This is a genomic window from Propionibacterium ruminifibrarum (assembly GCF_900289195.1).
GTDB lineage: Bacteria > Actinomycetota > Actinomycetes > Propionibacteriales > Propionibacteriaceae > Propionibacterium > Propionibacterium ruminifibrarum.
In genome coordinates this window covers 25806-39212 of the sequence record NZ_OMOH01000008.1, presented here as the reverse complement: position 1 = coordinate 39212, position 13407 = coordinate 25806, and the positions used below count along the sequence as shown (strand labels likewise).

General features: G+C 73.6%; 11 protein-coding genes. 2 read left to right on the top strand and 9 right to left on the bottom strand.

From position 1 onward, the window contains the following. The first annotated feature begins 33 nt into the window (after positions 1-33). Positions 34-2259, top strand: a complete 2226-nt coding sequence (locus PROPJV5_RS09715) for a 6-phosphofructokinase (RefSeq protein WP_119716163.1) — start codon at positions 34-36, stop codon at positions 2257-2259. A 27-nt stretch (positions 2260-2286) separates the two neighbouring features. Here PROPJV5_RS09715 and PROPJV5_RS09710 read toward each other — a convergent pair whose 3' ends face one another. The 9 genes from PROPJV5_RS09710 to PROPJV5_RS09675 form a co-directional block, all read right to left on the bottom strand. After that, positions 2287-5145, bottom strand: a complete 2859-nt coding sequence (locus tag PROPJV5_RS09710) for a LysM peptidoglycan-binding domain-containing protein (protein ID WP_119716162.1) — start codon at positions 5143-5145, stop codon at positions 2287-2289. Next, positions 5142-5630: a TadE/TadG family type IV pilus assembly protein gene (locus PROPJV5_RS09705; RefSeq protein WP_119716161.1), complete on the bottom strand. Its 489-nt coding sequence runs from the start codon at positions 5628-5630 to the stop codon at positions 5142-5144. Before PROPJV5_RS09705 ends, PROPJV5_RS09710 begins: the two co-directional genes overlap by 4 nt. 40 nt (positions 5631-5670) lie before the next feature. Further along, on the bottom strand, positions 5671-6039 hold the full coding sequence (locus tag PROPJV5_RS09700; RefSeq protein WP_119716160.1) for a TadE/TadG family type IV pilus assembly protein: 369 nt from the start codon (positions 6037-6039) through the stop codon (positions 5671-5673). An 11-nt stretch (positions 6040-6050) separates the two neighbouring features. Continuing rightward, positions 6051-6257 (bottom strand): hypothetical protein, encoded by a 207-nt coding sequence (locus PROPJV5_RS12420; protein WP_147385423.1) that lies wholly within the window; start codon positions 6255-6257, stop codon positions 6051-6053. Between the two features lie 59 nt (positions 6258-6316). After that, entirely contained in the window at positions 6317-7222 is a 906-nt protein-coding gene (locus PROPJV5_RS09695) for a hypothetical protein (RefSeq protein ID WP_147385422.1), read from the bottom strand. After that, entirely contained in the window at positions 7212-7958 is a 747-nt protein-coding gene (locus PROPJV5_RS09690; RefSeq protein ID WP_182858668.1) for a type II secretion system F family protein, read from the bottom strand. The genes PROPJV5_RS09695 and PROPJV5_RS09690 overlap by 11 nt, the downstream gene beginning before the upstream one ends. Before the next feature lie 146 nt (positions 7959-8104). Next, complete coding sequence (locus PROPJV5_RS09685) at positions 8105-9694, bottom strand: TadA family conjugal transfer-associated ATPase (protein ID WP_119716157.1); 1590 nt, start codon at positions 9692-9694, stop codon at positions 8105-8107. After that, positions 9681-10538, bottom strand: coding sequence for a hypothetical protein (locus PROPJV5_RS09680; protein WP_119716156.1), 858 nt, complete (start codon positions 10536-10538; stop codon positions 9681-9683). The genes PROPJV5_RS09685 and PROPJV5_RS09680 overlap by 14 nt, the downstream gene beginning before the upstream one ends. After that, the gene (locus PROPJV5_RS09675; protein WP_119716155.1) at positions 10538-11182 is read right to left on the bottom strand and encodes an SAF domain-containing protein; all 645 of its coding nucleotides are present in this window, start codon (positions 11180-11182) and stop codon (positions 10538-10540) included. Before PROPJV5_RS09675 ends, PROPJV5_RS09680 begins: the two co-directional genes overlap by 1 nt. 262 nt (positions 11183-11444) lie before the next feature. Here PROPJV5_RS09675 and PROPJV5_RS09670 point away from each other — a divergent pair, with 262 nt between their 5' ends. Then, entirely contained in the window at positions 11445-13385 is a 1941-nt protein-coding gene (locus PROPJV5_RS09670; protein WP_119716154.1) for a solute carrier family 23 protein, read from the top strand. Positions 13386-13407 lie beyond the last annotated feature (22 nt).

The window sequence follows — 13407 nt, the reverse complement described above, 5'->3', positions numbered from 1 at the left end:
CGGGCGCTCCGGGCCATGAGCGAGGATGGAGCCATGACCGACGCAGCTACCAGCCCTGTCCGGATAGCCGTCCTCACCTCGGGTGGTGACGCACCTGGCATGAATGCCGCGGTACGCGGTGTCACGCGCACCGCGATGAGCCGCGGTGCCGAGGTCTTCGCCGTCTACGAGGGCTACCAGGGCCTGGTCGACGGCGGCGACGGGATCCGGCGTTTCACGTGGAACGACGCCGGCAACATCCTGGGCAAGGGCGGCACGGCCATCGGAACGTTCCGCTCGAAGGACTTCCGCACCCACGAGGGTCGGGTCGAGGCCGCGAAGAACCTCGTGGAACGCGGCATCGACCGTCTCGTCGTGATCGGCGGCGACGGTTCGCTGTCCGGCCTGGACGTCTTCCGCACCGAGTGGCCGACGATCATGGAGGAGCTCGCCGACGCGGGACGGATCAGCGCCGAGATGGCGGCCGGGCACCCCGCCCTCATGATCGCCGGCCTGGTCGGCTCGATCGACAACGACCTGGTGGGCACCGACTCGACGATCGGCGCCGACTCGGCCCTGCACCGCATCGTCGACGCGATCGACGCCATCACCGCCACCGCCGCCAGCCACCAGCGCTGCTTCGTCATCGAGGTGATGGGCCGGCACTGCGGCTACCTGGCCTTGATGAGCGCCATCGCCGGTGGTGCCGACTATGTGCTCATCCCCGAGCTGCCCCCCGCCGAGGGCTGGGAGGAGCAGATGTGCGCGGAGCTGCGCCGCGGTCGTGCGGCCGGCCGCCGCGAGTCGATCGTCGTCGTGGCCGAGGGCGCGCAGGACCGCAACGGCGACCCCATAACGAGCGAGTACGTGCGTGCCACGATCAGTCGCATCAACAACGAGGAAGCCCGCCTGACAAACCTGGGGCACGTGCAACGCGGCGGCAAGCCGAGCGCCTACGACCGCTGGGCCAGCACCTGGCTGGGCTACTCGGCCGCCCTCGAGGCGCTCACCGCGACCCCGGCGACGGAGGGCGTGGTGCTGGGCATCCGCGGCTCCGGCATCGTGCGGCTGCCCCTCGCCGAGGCCGTTGCCAGGACCCGGCGCGTGCCCGAGCTCATCGCCGCCGGCGACTACGAGGCGGCGATGGGTCTGCGCAACGAGGACTTCACCGACATGGCCCGGCTCTTCGAGGAGCTGACCCACCCGCACCGCGTCACGGCGACCGAGGACTCGCCGCGCGTGGCCATCCTGCATGCCGGGGGACTGGCCCCCGGCATGAACACCGCGGCCCGCGCGGCCGTGCGCCTGGGCATCGCCCGCGGCTACACGATGCTGGGTGTCCAGAACGGCTTCACCGGGCTGCTGCGCGGCGCGATCTCCGAGCTCAAGTGGGAGGACGTCGAGGGCTGGGCCGGTGCCGGCGGCGCCGAGCTGGGCCTGCGCCGCGACGTGCCGAGTGTCGAACAGTTCTACGCGATCAGCCGCGCGCTGGAGGACCACCGGGTCGACGCGCTCATGGTGGTCGGCGGCTGGAACGCCTACCAGGCGGCCTATCTCATGCAGGGCGAGACCGACCGCTACCCGGCCTTCCGCATCCCGATCGTCTGCGTGCCCGCGACGATCGACAACAACCTGCCCGGCAGCGAGGAGACGATCGGCGCCGACTCGGCGCTCAACGAGATCGTCGACGACATCGACCGCATCAAGCAGTCCGGCGCCGCCACGACCAGGGCGTTCGTCGTCGAGACGATGGGCCGGCGCTGCGGCTACCTGGCGCTCATGGGCGGCCTGGCCGGCGGCGCCGAGCGCATCTACCTCAACGAGGACGGCATCAGCCTCGACCAGCTCAACCAGGACGTGCGCTGGCTGCGCGACTCCTTCGGCCGCGGCCGCCGCCTGTTCCTCGCGGTGCGCTCCGAGATGGCCTCGGCCGAGTACACCACCGACTTCCTGGGGCGGCTGTTCGAGGGCGAGAGCCACGGCCTGTACGACGTGCGGACGAACATCATCGGTCACGTGCAGCAGGGCGGCGAACCCAGCCCGGCCGACCGGCTGCTCGCCACGCGGATGGCCGCCGCCGCTCTCGACGTGCTCGCCGACGAGTTCGACGAGGAGGAGCCGGTGCCCCGGTACATCGGCCTGAAGGGCGGCCGGATCGAGAACTATCCGCTGGCGCACATGACCGAGCACGTCAACACCGTGAAGCGCCGGCCGCGCAAGCAGTGGTGGATGGAGCTGCGTCCGATCGTCGCCGCGGTGGGCAGGGAACCCTCGGCGTGACACCCCGCCGTCACCCTCCGGCGGCGCTCAGGCCAGGCGGGCCCTCCGGCGGCCCTCCATCACCTCCTGCAGCAGGGCGACGGTCTCGTCGGTGAGGTCGGTGCTGGTCTGCCGGGCCGTCCTGGTGATCTGCAGGACGAGGCGTTCGGCCTCGGGCCGGTTGCCGGCCAGGTGCTCGGCGCGCAGCAGCATCCCCATGAGCTGCTCGTCGCCGGGCGCTGCGGCCAGGGCCGTGCGTGCGGCGTGGCCGGCCTGCTCGTACTCGCCGCGGCCGAGCCGGCGGCCGGCCAGTTCGACGCCGATGTCACGGATCGTCGAGATCATGTCGAGGCGCATCTGCTCGGCCCACGCCCACTCGCCCGGCGCGGCGTCGGCCAGCGGGGCGCCCCGCACCAGCGCCAGCCCCTGCTCCAGCGCCGTGTCGCTCACCCGGTTGACGCCCGGCGTGACGAGCAGCTGCAGCTGCTCCCAGTCCGAGGTCACCTGCGGGTGCAGGCTGATGTGGCCGCTGTAGGCGTCGGGCAGGTACGGCTCGCCGTCCTCGTCCGAGCCCAGCCAGGCCCGCAGGCGTGACATGTTGGAGCGCCGGGTCGTGTCGGCCACGAGGAGCTCGCGGGTCATCTGGACCGCGGTGCCGGCCGGGTGCGCCAGGATCCAGGCGCAGTACTCCAGGCACTGACGCACGGCCCGGGCCGGGCGCCGGCCCTGCGCGCCCGACAGCTCGACGGGCCCGAGCAGACGCAGGAACGGGGTACGGGCTGTGTGGGCTGTCGGGCTGGTGGCGGGCGGCACGGTGGACTCCTGGCTGGGCGCGGGTGCGGTACCCCTGTTGCGCAGGGGCACGATGTCGTCGGGGAGGTCGGTGTCGGTGGTCCACCACCAGGCCTTCGTGTAATCAGTGCTGTCGGCCGTCTCGAGGAGGTCCTCGATGCCGCGGCGAGCCGGAGCCATGACGAGTTCCGGGGCGAACTCGAGGCCGTCGAGACCGGCCCGGTGCTCGCCCAGCTCGAGGGCTGCCCGCTCGCCGGGGAGGGGCGGGGCGACGGCGCAGACCCCGATCCGGGTGAGCTCGTCGGCGCCGAACGGGCAGGGCTCGTCGAGCAGCAGGACGACCGGCTCCCACGCCTCGCCCGTACCGGGGTCGCCCACCGGTCCGGGTACGGTGTCGTTCTCGCCGCCGGACAGTGCCGCGGTGCGTTCGGCGACGAGACGCGCCGCGTCGCGTCGCAGCCGCGTCCGGTCCTGCGCCGTCACGATCCGCGGGCTGTCCAGGCACGAGAGCCAGGCGCAGCCGGGGCCGGCCCGCACCTGCACCGCGGGAGCCGACTCGTCGGCCAGCTGGATGGCCAGCCCGGCCCGCAGGCCGTCCGCGAGATCGGCGTGCGCGGCATCGACGGTCAGCACGCCACGGGCCATCAGGTCGACGTGCACCGGGGTGCCGTCCGCCGAGCCGAGCAGCACCGGCACGGAGCCGCCACCGGGGCCGGCCGCGGCATGGCTCGTGGGGCCGGCCGGGTCCTCCTGGTCGGTGGCCGGCGCCGGCGCGGGACCGGACCTGGACGCGACAGCGGCCAGGGCAGCCTCGGCGCGGCGCCCGCGCTCACCGATCTGGGGGCAGCGCCGGCCGACCGGTCGGGCGTTGAGCTGCCAGCGACGCCGGACGGCCAGCGTCATGAGGACCACGGCGGCGGTCGTCGCCCCGATCGGGCCGACGGTCCGCAGCAGCTGGTCGGACACCGCCTGCTCGTCGGCGAGCGGTCGGGCGGGGTCGTCTGGCTCGGGGACGCCGTCTGGCCGGTCGACGCCGGCAGCGCCGTCCTGGTGGCCCGTCGCACCGGCCGGGGCGACGGGCGTGGCGCCGTCGCCCGGACGGGTGCCCTCTGCCGACGTGCCATCGGGGACGCCGCCGCGGGCGGGGGGCGGTGCCTGCCCGGACCGGCGGGCCGGGTCCTCGTCCGGCTGTCCGCCCCGGTCGCCCTGGGTGGGACGGGCGCTGCCGCCCCGGTCGTCGGGGACGGCGAGCACCTGGCCCGGGTGGATGAGCGACGGGTCGGGGACGTCGGCCCGGTTCAGGTCGGCGATGCGCGGCCATTCGGCGCCGTCACCCAGTTCCTCACGGGCGATGGCCCACATGCTGTCGCCCTCGTCCACCTCGACGGCGTACGTGCCGTCCCCCGTCGCCGCGTCGGGGTCGTCGACGCGGTGGGAGAACTGCTGGGCGGCGGTCCTCCCGACGGCGGGCCGGGCGCGGTCGTCGGCGTCGGCCGGGTCCGGGATCTCGAGCGTCGTGCCCGGCTGGAGCCGGTCGAGGGGTGTGAGGACGGTGCCCTGGTTCGCCTCGACGATGCGCCGCCAGTCCGCGCCGTTGCCGTAGTAGCGCTCGGCCAGGGTCCACAGGTCGTCGCCGTCGGCCACCGTGTGCAGCAGAGCCTCCCGGGCGGGCGCGGCTGCGGCAGGGGCCCCGCCCGATTCGGCGGGCCGGTTCCCCGGCGCCGCGGCGGGCGGGTCCGCCACCGGCCCGCCTGGGCCGGTATGGCCCGGCGCCGGGTGCGCGAGGGTGACGAGACCGGCGATGGAGGCGACGAGTACGGCGGCCAGCGGCGCGAACAGCCGGGCACCCGGCAGGTCGATCCGTACCGCGCCGCGCGTGATCACCCGGATCGTCTCTGAGACGAGGGAGGCGAGCAGGAGCAGCCAGGCCAGCCAGCCGAGCACGGTGAGGGCGACGAGGACGAGCGATCCGTCGTCGGGGTGCGAGAACAGCCGGGTCCACCGGATCCGGCCGAGCAGGTCGAGCCGCCCCCATCGGGCGAGCGCCCACGCCCCGCCCGGGACGAGCGCGACGAGGATGATGAGTGCCGTGGCCCTCGCGAGGAGTCTTCTCATGGCTGCCGCCCCCTGTAGCTGTCGAGTCGGGAGCCGGCGCGCCCCTCCACGGTCAGCGCACCGGGCATGGGGACCAGGAGGTCGGTGAACGGCACCTGGCACGAGACGTCGACGGTGACGTCGCCGTCGCCGGTCGGGGCCGAGAAGGCCGAGGCGTCGACGTGGACCACCGGGCTCGTGCAGATGCTCCGCATGGTCGCCAGGTCGGAGTCGACCACCGCTGCCGCCGACAGCTCGGCCTCGGCCGCGCTGCGCGCCAGGCTCGCGGCGCGCGCCCCGGCGGCGGCCGCCTCACGCACCTGCGAGCGCACCGACCACAGCCGCCATCCGGCCGTGACCAGGGCGATGACGAGGACGGCGGCGGGCACGACCACGACCAGCTCAAGGCTCGCCGATCCCCGCTCATCGCCCGCTCGGCTCGGGCGGTGCCGCCGGGCTCCGCCCGAGCGCTGGGGCGGTGCCCCTGCTGCGTGTTGCTGGCTCATCGTTCCTCCCTCGATGGCTCTCGTCGTGGGCGCGGTGGGCTCAGCCGTGCTCCGTCGCCCGCGTCGCACTCGCCCCGACACGTGCCAGTCCGAGGTCGAGGGCGAGCGGCACACGCGCCTCGACGTTCACGGTGACCCGGCCCGTGCCGGTCTCGACCGTCACGGCCACCTCGGCCAGTTCGCCGGTCATCGACCGGGCGATCCGCTCGGCCTGGCCGAGGTCCTGCCCGGCCAGGGCCTGGCTCTCGGCCGCCGTCATCGCCGCCTGCTGAACGGTGCTGCGGGCGTGCAGCCAGATGCCCGCGTCGATGACGCCGAGCAGCGTGAGCATCACCACGGGGGCCAGGACGGCCCACTGGGCCGACTGGCTGAGCCCCCGCTCGTCGTGGCGGTCCGTCCGGCGGTTCACGGCCGCCCGCCTCACGTGGGCATGTGCGCCGTGACGTAGGCGCGGACGGCGGCCACGACGACACCGGCGACGGCCACCGCACCGGCCAGCAGGACGGCGTTCTCGGTGGACTGCGACAGGCCCCGCTCGTCCCGACCGGGGGCCGGGGCCGGGCAGGTGAGGACGCCGACGAGCAGCATCACGGCGCGTGACAGGGATGCCGGGAGTCGTTGTTTCATGGTGCTCTCCTTCTGGTGGGACGGTCCGGGGACGTCGTGGCTCGGACCGGGCGGGTGGGTCAGGCCAGGCCGGCGAGCCTGAGCAGGGGTGGTGCGATGAAGGCCAGGCCGAAGATCATGACCGGCAGCGCCATCCAGACGGTCATGCGTTCGCTGGTCTCCTGGGCCCTCGTGCGTTCGGCGGCCAGGTGGGCGTCGCGCAGCTCCTCGGCGCGGGCCGCCAGGGGTTCGGTGAGTGCGGCGCCCTGCTCGTCGAGCTGCATGATGTCGGCCAGGTCGCCCAGCGCCGGAAGCCTCAGCTCCCCGGCCAGGGCGCGCAGCCCCGACCACGGGGCCCGCTGCTCCAGGGTCGCCTGCGCCAGGACGCCGCGCACCCGCCTGAACAGGGGTGTGGCCGAGACAGCGGCGGCGGCCTCGAGGGCCTGGGCGCCCGAACGGTTCGACATGCGTTCCAGCAGCACCAGGTCGAACAGGGTGAGCAGTGCCTCGTCGGCGTCGTAGCGGATGCGGTCGGCGCCCCGGCGCAGCGCCAGGTCCGGCCAGTACCAGCCGGCGACCGCCGCGACGACCGAGAGCCCACCCGTCGGAGCCGGCAGGGGGGCTCCCATGAGGGCGCTGAGCGCGACGAGCAGCGCCGGGGTGGCCAGGCCGGCGAGGGCGAGCACGATCTTCTCCGCCACGAAGTCACCGATCGAGCGGTCATGCAGCCCCAGCAGGCCGATGGTCCGGGCCCCCAGCGGGATGTGCAGGTGCGTGTAGGCCCGCGCCCCCAGCCGTTCCAGGGAGCTGTCCGCGTCGTGCACGAGGTCGGCCGGGGCCGGTGCCTGCTCGGCGCCCCCGTCGAGAATGGCGAAGGCGTCGCTCATGCGCACGGTCCGCCGGCACGAGCCGAGCAGCACCCAGAAGAGCCCGGCCCCGAGGAACAGACCGGCCATGGCGGCGACGACGAGGGGCTCAACGACCACGGCGACCACCCGCCGACTGCAGGATGCGTTCACGGCGCCGGGGACGGGCCACCACGCGCAGCATGAGGAGCGAGGCCAGGTAGGCGGCCAGCAGCAGCGCGCCGACGAGTTGCCCGGCTCCGCTCCCGTAGGGCGCCAGGTAGCCCGGGTTCACCAGCGCCACACCGGCCAGCACGGTCACGGTGATGGCCGTGACCTGGCGCACGACGACCCGCGGTTTCGCCCGTTCCGCCTCGATCTCGCGCAGCGCGGCCAGGCGCCGGCGGGTGTGCTGGCCGAGGGCGCGCAGTGCATCGGTCGAGCCGACGCCGCCGCGCCGGGCGGCGACGATGAGGGCGGCGACCACGGCATCGGCGTCGGGGCTGTCCAGGTCGTCGGCCATGGCGCGCAACGCCTCGTCCAGCGTCCAGCGCGCATCCAGCCTGGCGATCACCGCGTCCACCGGCGCGCGGAGCAGCGGGGGCAGCTGGGCGCGGGTGGCGCGGATCGCGTCGGCCGTCGACTTGCCCGTCGACACCGACCCGATCAGCAGGCGGACCCACCGGTCGAGTGCCTCGAGGACGGCGACGTCCCGGTTCGCCGGGGCGGACAGCAGCGGCGGGAGCACGATGACGAGGGCCGGCAGGCCGGCCAGGACCAGCGGCTGGCGGGTGAGTGCGAAACCGGCGAGCCCGCAGCCACCGGCAGCGATCACCTGGAGCCGGCGCGCCCGCGAGGACGTTGTCCACCATGACACGCACCGTGTCCACAGCCCTGTTGACAATGCTGTGGACAAGCGGTTCTGTTGCGCGGGCGGGCCGACACGAGCCGCCGGGAGGGCGCCCCGGGCGGCCGTGGCCACGCCCATGACCAGCAGTGCGGCGGAGGCCGCGGCGAGCGGGCTCATGGCAGCCCCCGGTCGCCGGCGGGCCTCGTGTCGGTGAAGGGTTCCAGCTCGGCGAGCAGTTCCTCACCGGGGTCGAAGACCGTGGGGACACCGGTGCGGTCGGTCCGGTACACCAGGTGCGTCACCGGGCGGTCGTTCTCGACCGCGCCCGTCAGGGCACGGATCTCGCTGATGAACCGGCGCCTTCCGCCGCCGCGCCAGCTCTCGTCCAGCAGCTGGACATGAACGAGCAGGCGGATGTTGTGGGCGATCTGGCGGTAGGCCTCGTCGAGGCGCAGCACTCCGCCGGCGGCGACCCTTGCCGCCAGCCGGTCCATCGTCGCCGCAGCCGAGTGGGAGTGCGTCGTCGTGAGGGCGCCCGCACCCGACTGCATCGCCTGCACCATCGCGCCCGCCTCGTTGCCGCGCACCTCGCCGACGACCAGCCGGGTGAGGTTCTGGCGCAGGGCCTCGGGGATCAGGTCGGCCACCGTGTACTCGCCGATGCGGCGGCCGTCGACCACCTCGCCGAGCCCGATCGTTGCCTGGAGCGCCACCATGTTGCGCCGGCGTGGCTGCAGGTGGGTGAGCAGCTCGTAGTCGGTTTCGAGGGTGCCGAAGCGCTCGGTGTCCGGGATCGCGTCGACGAGCGCCCTCAGCAGGGTCGTCTTCCCGGCGCCCTGGTCGCCCGAGATGACGATCGACAGGCGGGCCAGGACCGCACGGCGCAGCAGGTCGGCGACCTCGCGGGGCATGAGTCCGCCGGCCGCCAGTTGCCCGAGACCGATGTCGGTGAGCAGGTGCTGGCGGATGATGACCGAGGGCCGGTCCGCCAGCCCGAACCCGACGGCGTGCAGTCTGAAGCGGTCGCCGATCGCCACGGTGATCGTCGGGTGCGCGTCGTCGAACGGCCGGGGCGGGTGTGCGTTCTCCCCGAGGAAACGCACTGCCGCGACGAGTTCCTCGTCCGAGTCGGCCACCGGCTCCAGCTCGCGGCGGCTCCCGTCACCGAACTGGGCGACGACGTTGTCGAAACCGTGAATCTCGATGTTCTCGGCGTCGGGGATGTCGAAGACCGGCTGCATGCGCCCGTAGCCGAAGACCGCGTCCTCGACCGCCTTCGCGTAGCGGTTCTCGAGCGCCAGCGGCCACAGGGCCTGACCGGAACGGTTCAGCTCGTCGGCGTGCTCGTGGACGACCCGGGTGATGATCGAACGGCCCATGAGGCGCCGGTCCTCTGGCGCCATCGGGCGCCGGTGCTCCTGCTCCCACTGCCCCTGGCGCTCGGTGATGAGTTCGGACGCGGTGGCCCGCAGGGCGATGACGACCTGCCAGTCGGGCTTGGCGTCCTCGGCGAGGACCGGCCCCTGCCGACCCGGGCCGTCGTCGTCCACGCCTCGCCCGGGTCCGGACTGTGCGCCGGCCGGCCCCGGCAGACCTCGGGCGGCCCGAGGCCGCTCGGGGTCCTGGGGGAGGCTCTGCTCGCGCAGCGCTCGTGCCGCCCAGCCCGCCGGGGGAGGGGTGGTGCGCAGCCCCGAGAACGCCTGACCGAGTCCGAGGCCGGGCAGGTCGGCGGGGCCGGGCCGGGTCGTCTCACGCGCGCTCATCGCGACTCCCGGTGGTGTCACCGGCGGCGGCCCCCGGTCGTGGCGCACGCGCCGGGCCGGCCGCGGAGGCGAGCGCGGAGGCCGCCGCCCGGGCGCTGCGCATCAGCCCCCGCTGCTCGAAGCGCCGGGGGGCCGGCAGGCCATCGCTCAGCACCGCCGCCTGCTCGGGCCGCCAGCCGATGTCGGCCACGACGGCCAGGCCGAGCTGGTGGGAGATCTCGGCGTTGCCATACGGCATGCCTGGGCCGACGACCAGGAAACCTGGCTGCGCTCCGGCCCCGGCGTCAACGATCGCGTCACGCAGCCCGTCCAGGTGCAGGCGGGCGGCGGCCAGCGAGCGCAGGGTGCTGCGGACCACGACGAGTACCGCGTCGGCTGCGGCCAGCAGCGGGCGGGGCAGGCCGGTGCGTCCGATGCGTCCGGCATCGACGACCACGTCGACACCGCTGCCCGACAGCGCCGCGAGGGCCTCGGCCAGCTCTGCCCAGACCGGTTCGAAGACGACGGCCGAACCCGGGTGGGTGAAGCCGGGCAGGAAACGCCGGGACGGGCCGCGATCCCGGGCCGTGCCGTCCGGCCCGTCGTGGCCGGGGCCGAGGAGGTCGACGGTGCGGCTCCACAGCAGCGGCGCCACCGGCTGCAGCTCCCGGTGCGCCTGGGCGAGGTCGACGAGCCCGCGGGAGGCGAGCGGGGCCGCGTGCAGCCAGCCGGCCTGCACCGCCTGGGCGGGGTCGCGGTCGCAGTCGACGAGCAGCACGCTGCGCGGCCAGCCGAGCGCCAGGGCCAGGGCCGAGGTGGTGACGCCGGGCGAGCCGGTCGCCGAACACAGCAGGACGAGGACCATCAGGCACCGCCGGTCTGCACGACGACAAGACGATCCACGGCGGCCAGGGCGGCCAGGTGCAGTGCGATGTCGGAGGCCACCTGCACGTCGAGCGACCAGGAGCCGTCACTGGCCTGGGTCGGGGTGCCGACGACGGTGCCGGGTGTCTGCTCCCTGGTGAACTCGGCGTCCGGGTCGTCGTTCGGCGCCGGGGCGGTGGCCAGGATCACGCCCGCCCCGGGCGTGAGGGTGCCCGGCACGCGCCCGGCGGGCAGGTGGAGGCCGACCACCGAGAAGGCCTCGTCGATCCGCGGTTCGCCGATGGAATCGGCCGCGACGACCGATCCCGCGGGAAGGTCGACGAGTGCCGTGCGCCCGATGAGGGCGTCGATGTTCTCGGCGGGCACGGTGGAGACCCCCGCCGCTGCGCCGATGCTCGTCGTGGTGAGGGCGGCGGCGTCGACGGGCTCGCCCTTGGTCAGTGCGCGGGCGGCGACGACCACCTGCTGCGCGTGGGTGGTCTGCTGCCAGGCGAGCGCACAGCCCAGACCGCCGAGACACGCGCAGAGAACACCGATGAGGATCAGCCGCGGGCTGCGGCGGGCACGCAGCGAGGGACTTGCCGTCCGCTGCCTGAACGCGGGCCGTGGATGTGCTGGAGCCATGGGGTGGGCCTTTCGCCGGGGATCACCGTCGATCCCGTGGTCGAAAGCCAACCCGCCACGCCCGTCGGGCCACAAGGGTTCTGGCCGAATGTGGACAACTGCCCGGGCGCTCGGCACCGGCTCGGGGAACGCCTGAACCGTCCGGACGCCTTGCTGCACGCCCCGTCCCTGCCCATTCGCGCCCACCAGGCAGGCAGGGGATCCGGCCCCGGGCCGACTCCGGGACAATGTGGGGGCACGCCGTCATCAGGAGTTCTCCCACATGTCCGAAACCGCCACCACCGCACAGGTGAAGGACCCAGTCGACCAGGTGCCCCCGGTGGGCAAGCTGGCCGTGCTCGGGGTCCAGCACGTCCTGGCCTTCTACGCCGGCGCGGTCGTCGTGCCCCTGGTCATCGCCAGCGGCCTCGGCCTCGACTCGGCGACCACGATCCACCTCATCAACGCCGACCTGTTCACCTGCGGCATCGCCTCGATCATCCAGTCGGCGGGCCTCGGCCCGCGGATCGGTGTGCGCCTGCCCCTGCTGCAGGGCGTCACCTTCACCGCGGTGAGCCCGCTCATCGCCATCGGCCTGGCCAACGGCGGCGGTGTCGCAGGGCTCGGCGCGATGTACGGCTCGATCATCGCCGCGGGCCTGCTCACCTTCCTCGCCGCGCCGCTGTTCGCCAGGCTCCTGCGTTTCTTCCCGCCCGTGGTCACCGGCACCCTGCTGACGATCATGGGCACCACGCTGATGAACGTCGCCGCCTCCGACATCGTCTCGTGGGGCACCAACGCCACCGCGGGCCAGGACGTCGCCGCCCTGACCGTCCGCGGCCTGTGCTACGCCCTCTTCACGCTCGCCGTCATCGTCGCCGTGCAGTGGCTGTTCAAGGGGTTCGTCGCCACCATCTCGGTGCTCATCGGCTTGGTCGTCGGCACCCTGGCGGCCCTCCTGCTGGGCGACGCCGACTTCTCGGCCGTCGGCTCCTCCGCCGTCATCGGGGTCACGACGCCCTTCTACTTCGGCCTGCCCAGGTTCACCGTGGCCGGCATCATCTCCATGGTCATCGTCATGGCCATCACCGCCGTCGAGACCACCGGGGACGTCTTCGCCACCGGCGAGGTCGTGGGCCGACGCATCACCTCCGAGCACATCGCCAACGCCCTGCGCGCCGACGGCCTGTCCACGCTGCTCGGCGGCATCCTCAACTCGTTCCCCTACACCTGCTTCGCGCAGAACGTCGGCCTCGTACGCCTGTCGCGGGTGAAGTCCCGGTGGGTCGTCACCGCGGCCGGCGGCATCATGATCGTCCTGGGCCTGCTGCCCAAGGCCGGCGCCGTCGTCGACTCGATCCCCGCCCCGGTCATCGGCGGCGCCTCGCTGGCCATGTTCGCCTCCGTCGCCGTCGTCGGCATCCAGACCCTGCAGAAGGTCGACCTGCACGACAACCGGAACTCCGTCATCGTGTCCACCTCGATCGGCCTGGCACTGCTGGTCACCCTGCAGCCCCAGCTCGCCGAGATGGTGCCCGGCTGGCTCCAGATCTTCTTCGGCTCCGGCGTCACCCTCGGCGCCATCGTCGCGATCGTCCTCAACGTCCTGTTCTTCCACGTCGGCCCGCACCGCACCCCCGACGTGGCGGTCAGCGACGGCCGCAAGATCAGTCTCGAGGCCGTCAACCAGATGAGCGAGGCCGACTTCGTGTCGACCTTCGGCTCGCTGTTCAGCGGCTCCACCTGGCCCGTCGAGCGCGCCGGGCAGGCCCGCCCGTTCGCCTCGGTCGGCGCCCTGCGCGAGGCCTTCGAGGAGGCCGTCCTCACCGCGAGCCCGGCCGATCAGAAGGCCCTCGTGAGCGGCTACTACGACATCGCCGAGCTCATCGACGAGGGGCAGGGCGACCGGCAGGCCCAGCTCGACACCGGATCCATCGCCCTCGACCGCATGGACGACGTGCAGCGCAGCGAGATCGCCGCCGCCTCGGCCGCTTACAGTGAGCGTTTCGGTATGCCGTTGGTCGTGTGCGTGGCCAATCTTGCTTCGCGGGAGCAGATGATCGCCGACGCCTGGCGTCGGGTTGAGCACTCGCCCGAGTTCGAGCGCCGGGTGGCGCTGGGTCAGGTCGTTGACATCGCCGAGAACCGTTTCGACAAGCTCGTTGCGGACGCGAACCCGGTGCGTACCGCCTGGGCCCGCAAGTTCGAGCAGCTCGACAACTGAACCGCGGTCGCCGGGATGACGC

Excerpts from the sequence above, each read along its gene's own strand:
- PROPJV5_RS09715 (WP_119716163.1), top strand. The coding sequence starts at position 34 with ATGACCGACGCAGCTACCAGCCCTGTCCGGATAGCCGTCCTCACCTCG.
- PROPJV5_RS09710 (WP_119716162.1), bottom strand. The coding sequence starts at position 5,145 with ATGAGAAGACTCCTCGCGAGGGCCACGGCACTCATCATCCTCGTCGCG.
- PROPJV5_RS09705 (WP_119716161.1), bottom strand. The coding sequence starts at position 5,630 with ATGAGCCAGCAACACGCAGCAGGGGCACCGCCCCAGCGCTCGGGCGGA.
- PROPJV5_RS12420 (WP_147385423.1), bottom strand. The coding sequence starts at position 6,257 with ATGAAACAACGACTCCCGGCATCCCTGTCACGCGCCGTGATGCTGCTC.
- PROPJV5_RS09685 (WP_119716157.1), bottom strand. The coding sequence starts at position 9,694 with ATGAGCGCGCGTGAGACGACCCGGCCCGGCCCCGCCGACCTGCCCGGC.
- PROPJV5_RS09680 (WP_119716156.1), bottom strand. The coding sequence starts at position 10,538 with ATGGTCCTCGTCCTGCTGTGTTCGGCGACCGGCTCGCCCGGCGTCACC.
- PROPJV5_RS09675 (WP_119716155.1), bottom strand. The coding sequence starts at position 11,182 with ATGGCTCCAGCACATCCACGGCCCGCGTTCAGGCAGCGGACGGCAAGT.
- PROPJV5_RS09670 (WP_119716154.1), top strand. The coding sequence starts at position 11,445 with ATGTCCGAAACCGCCACCACCGCACAGGTGAAGGACCCAGTCGACCAG.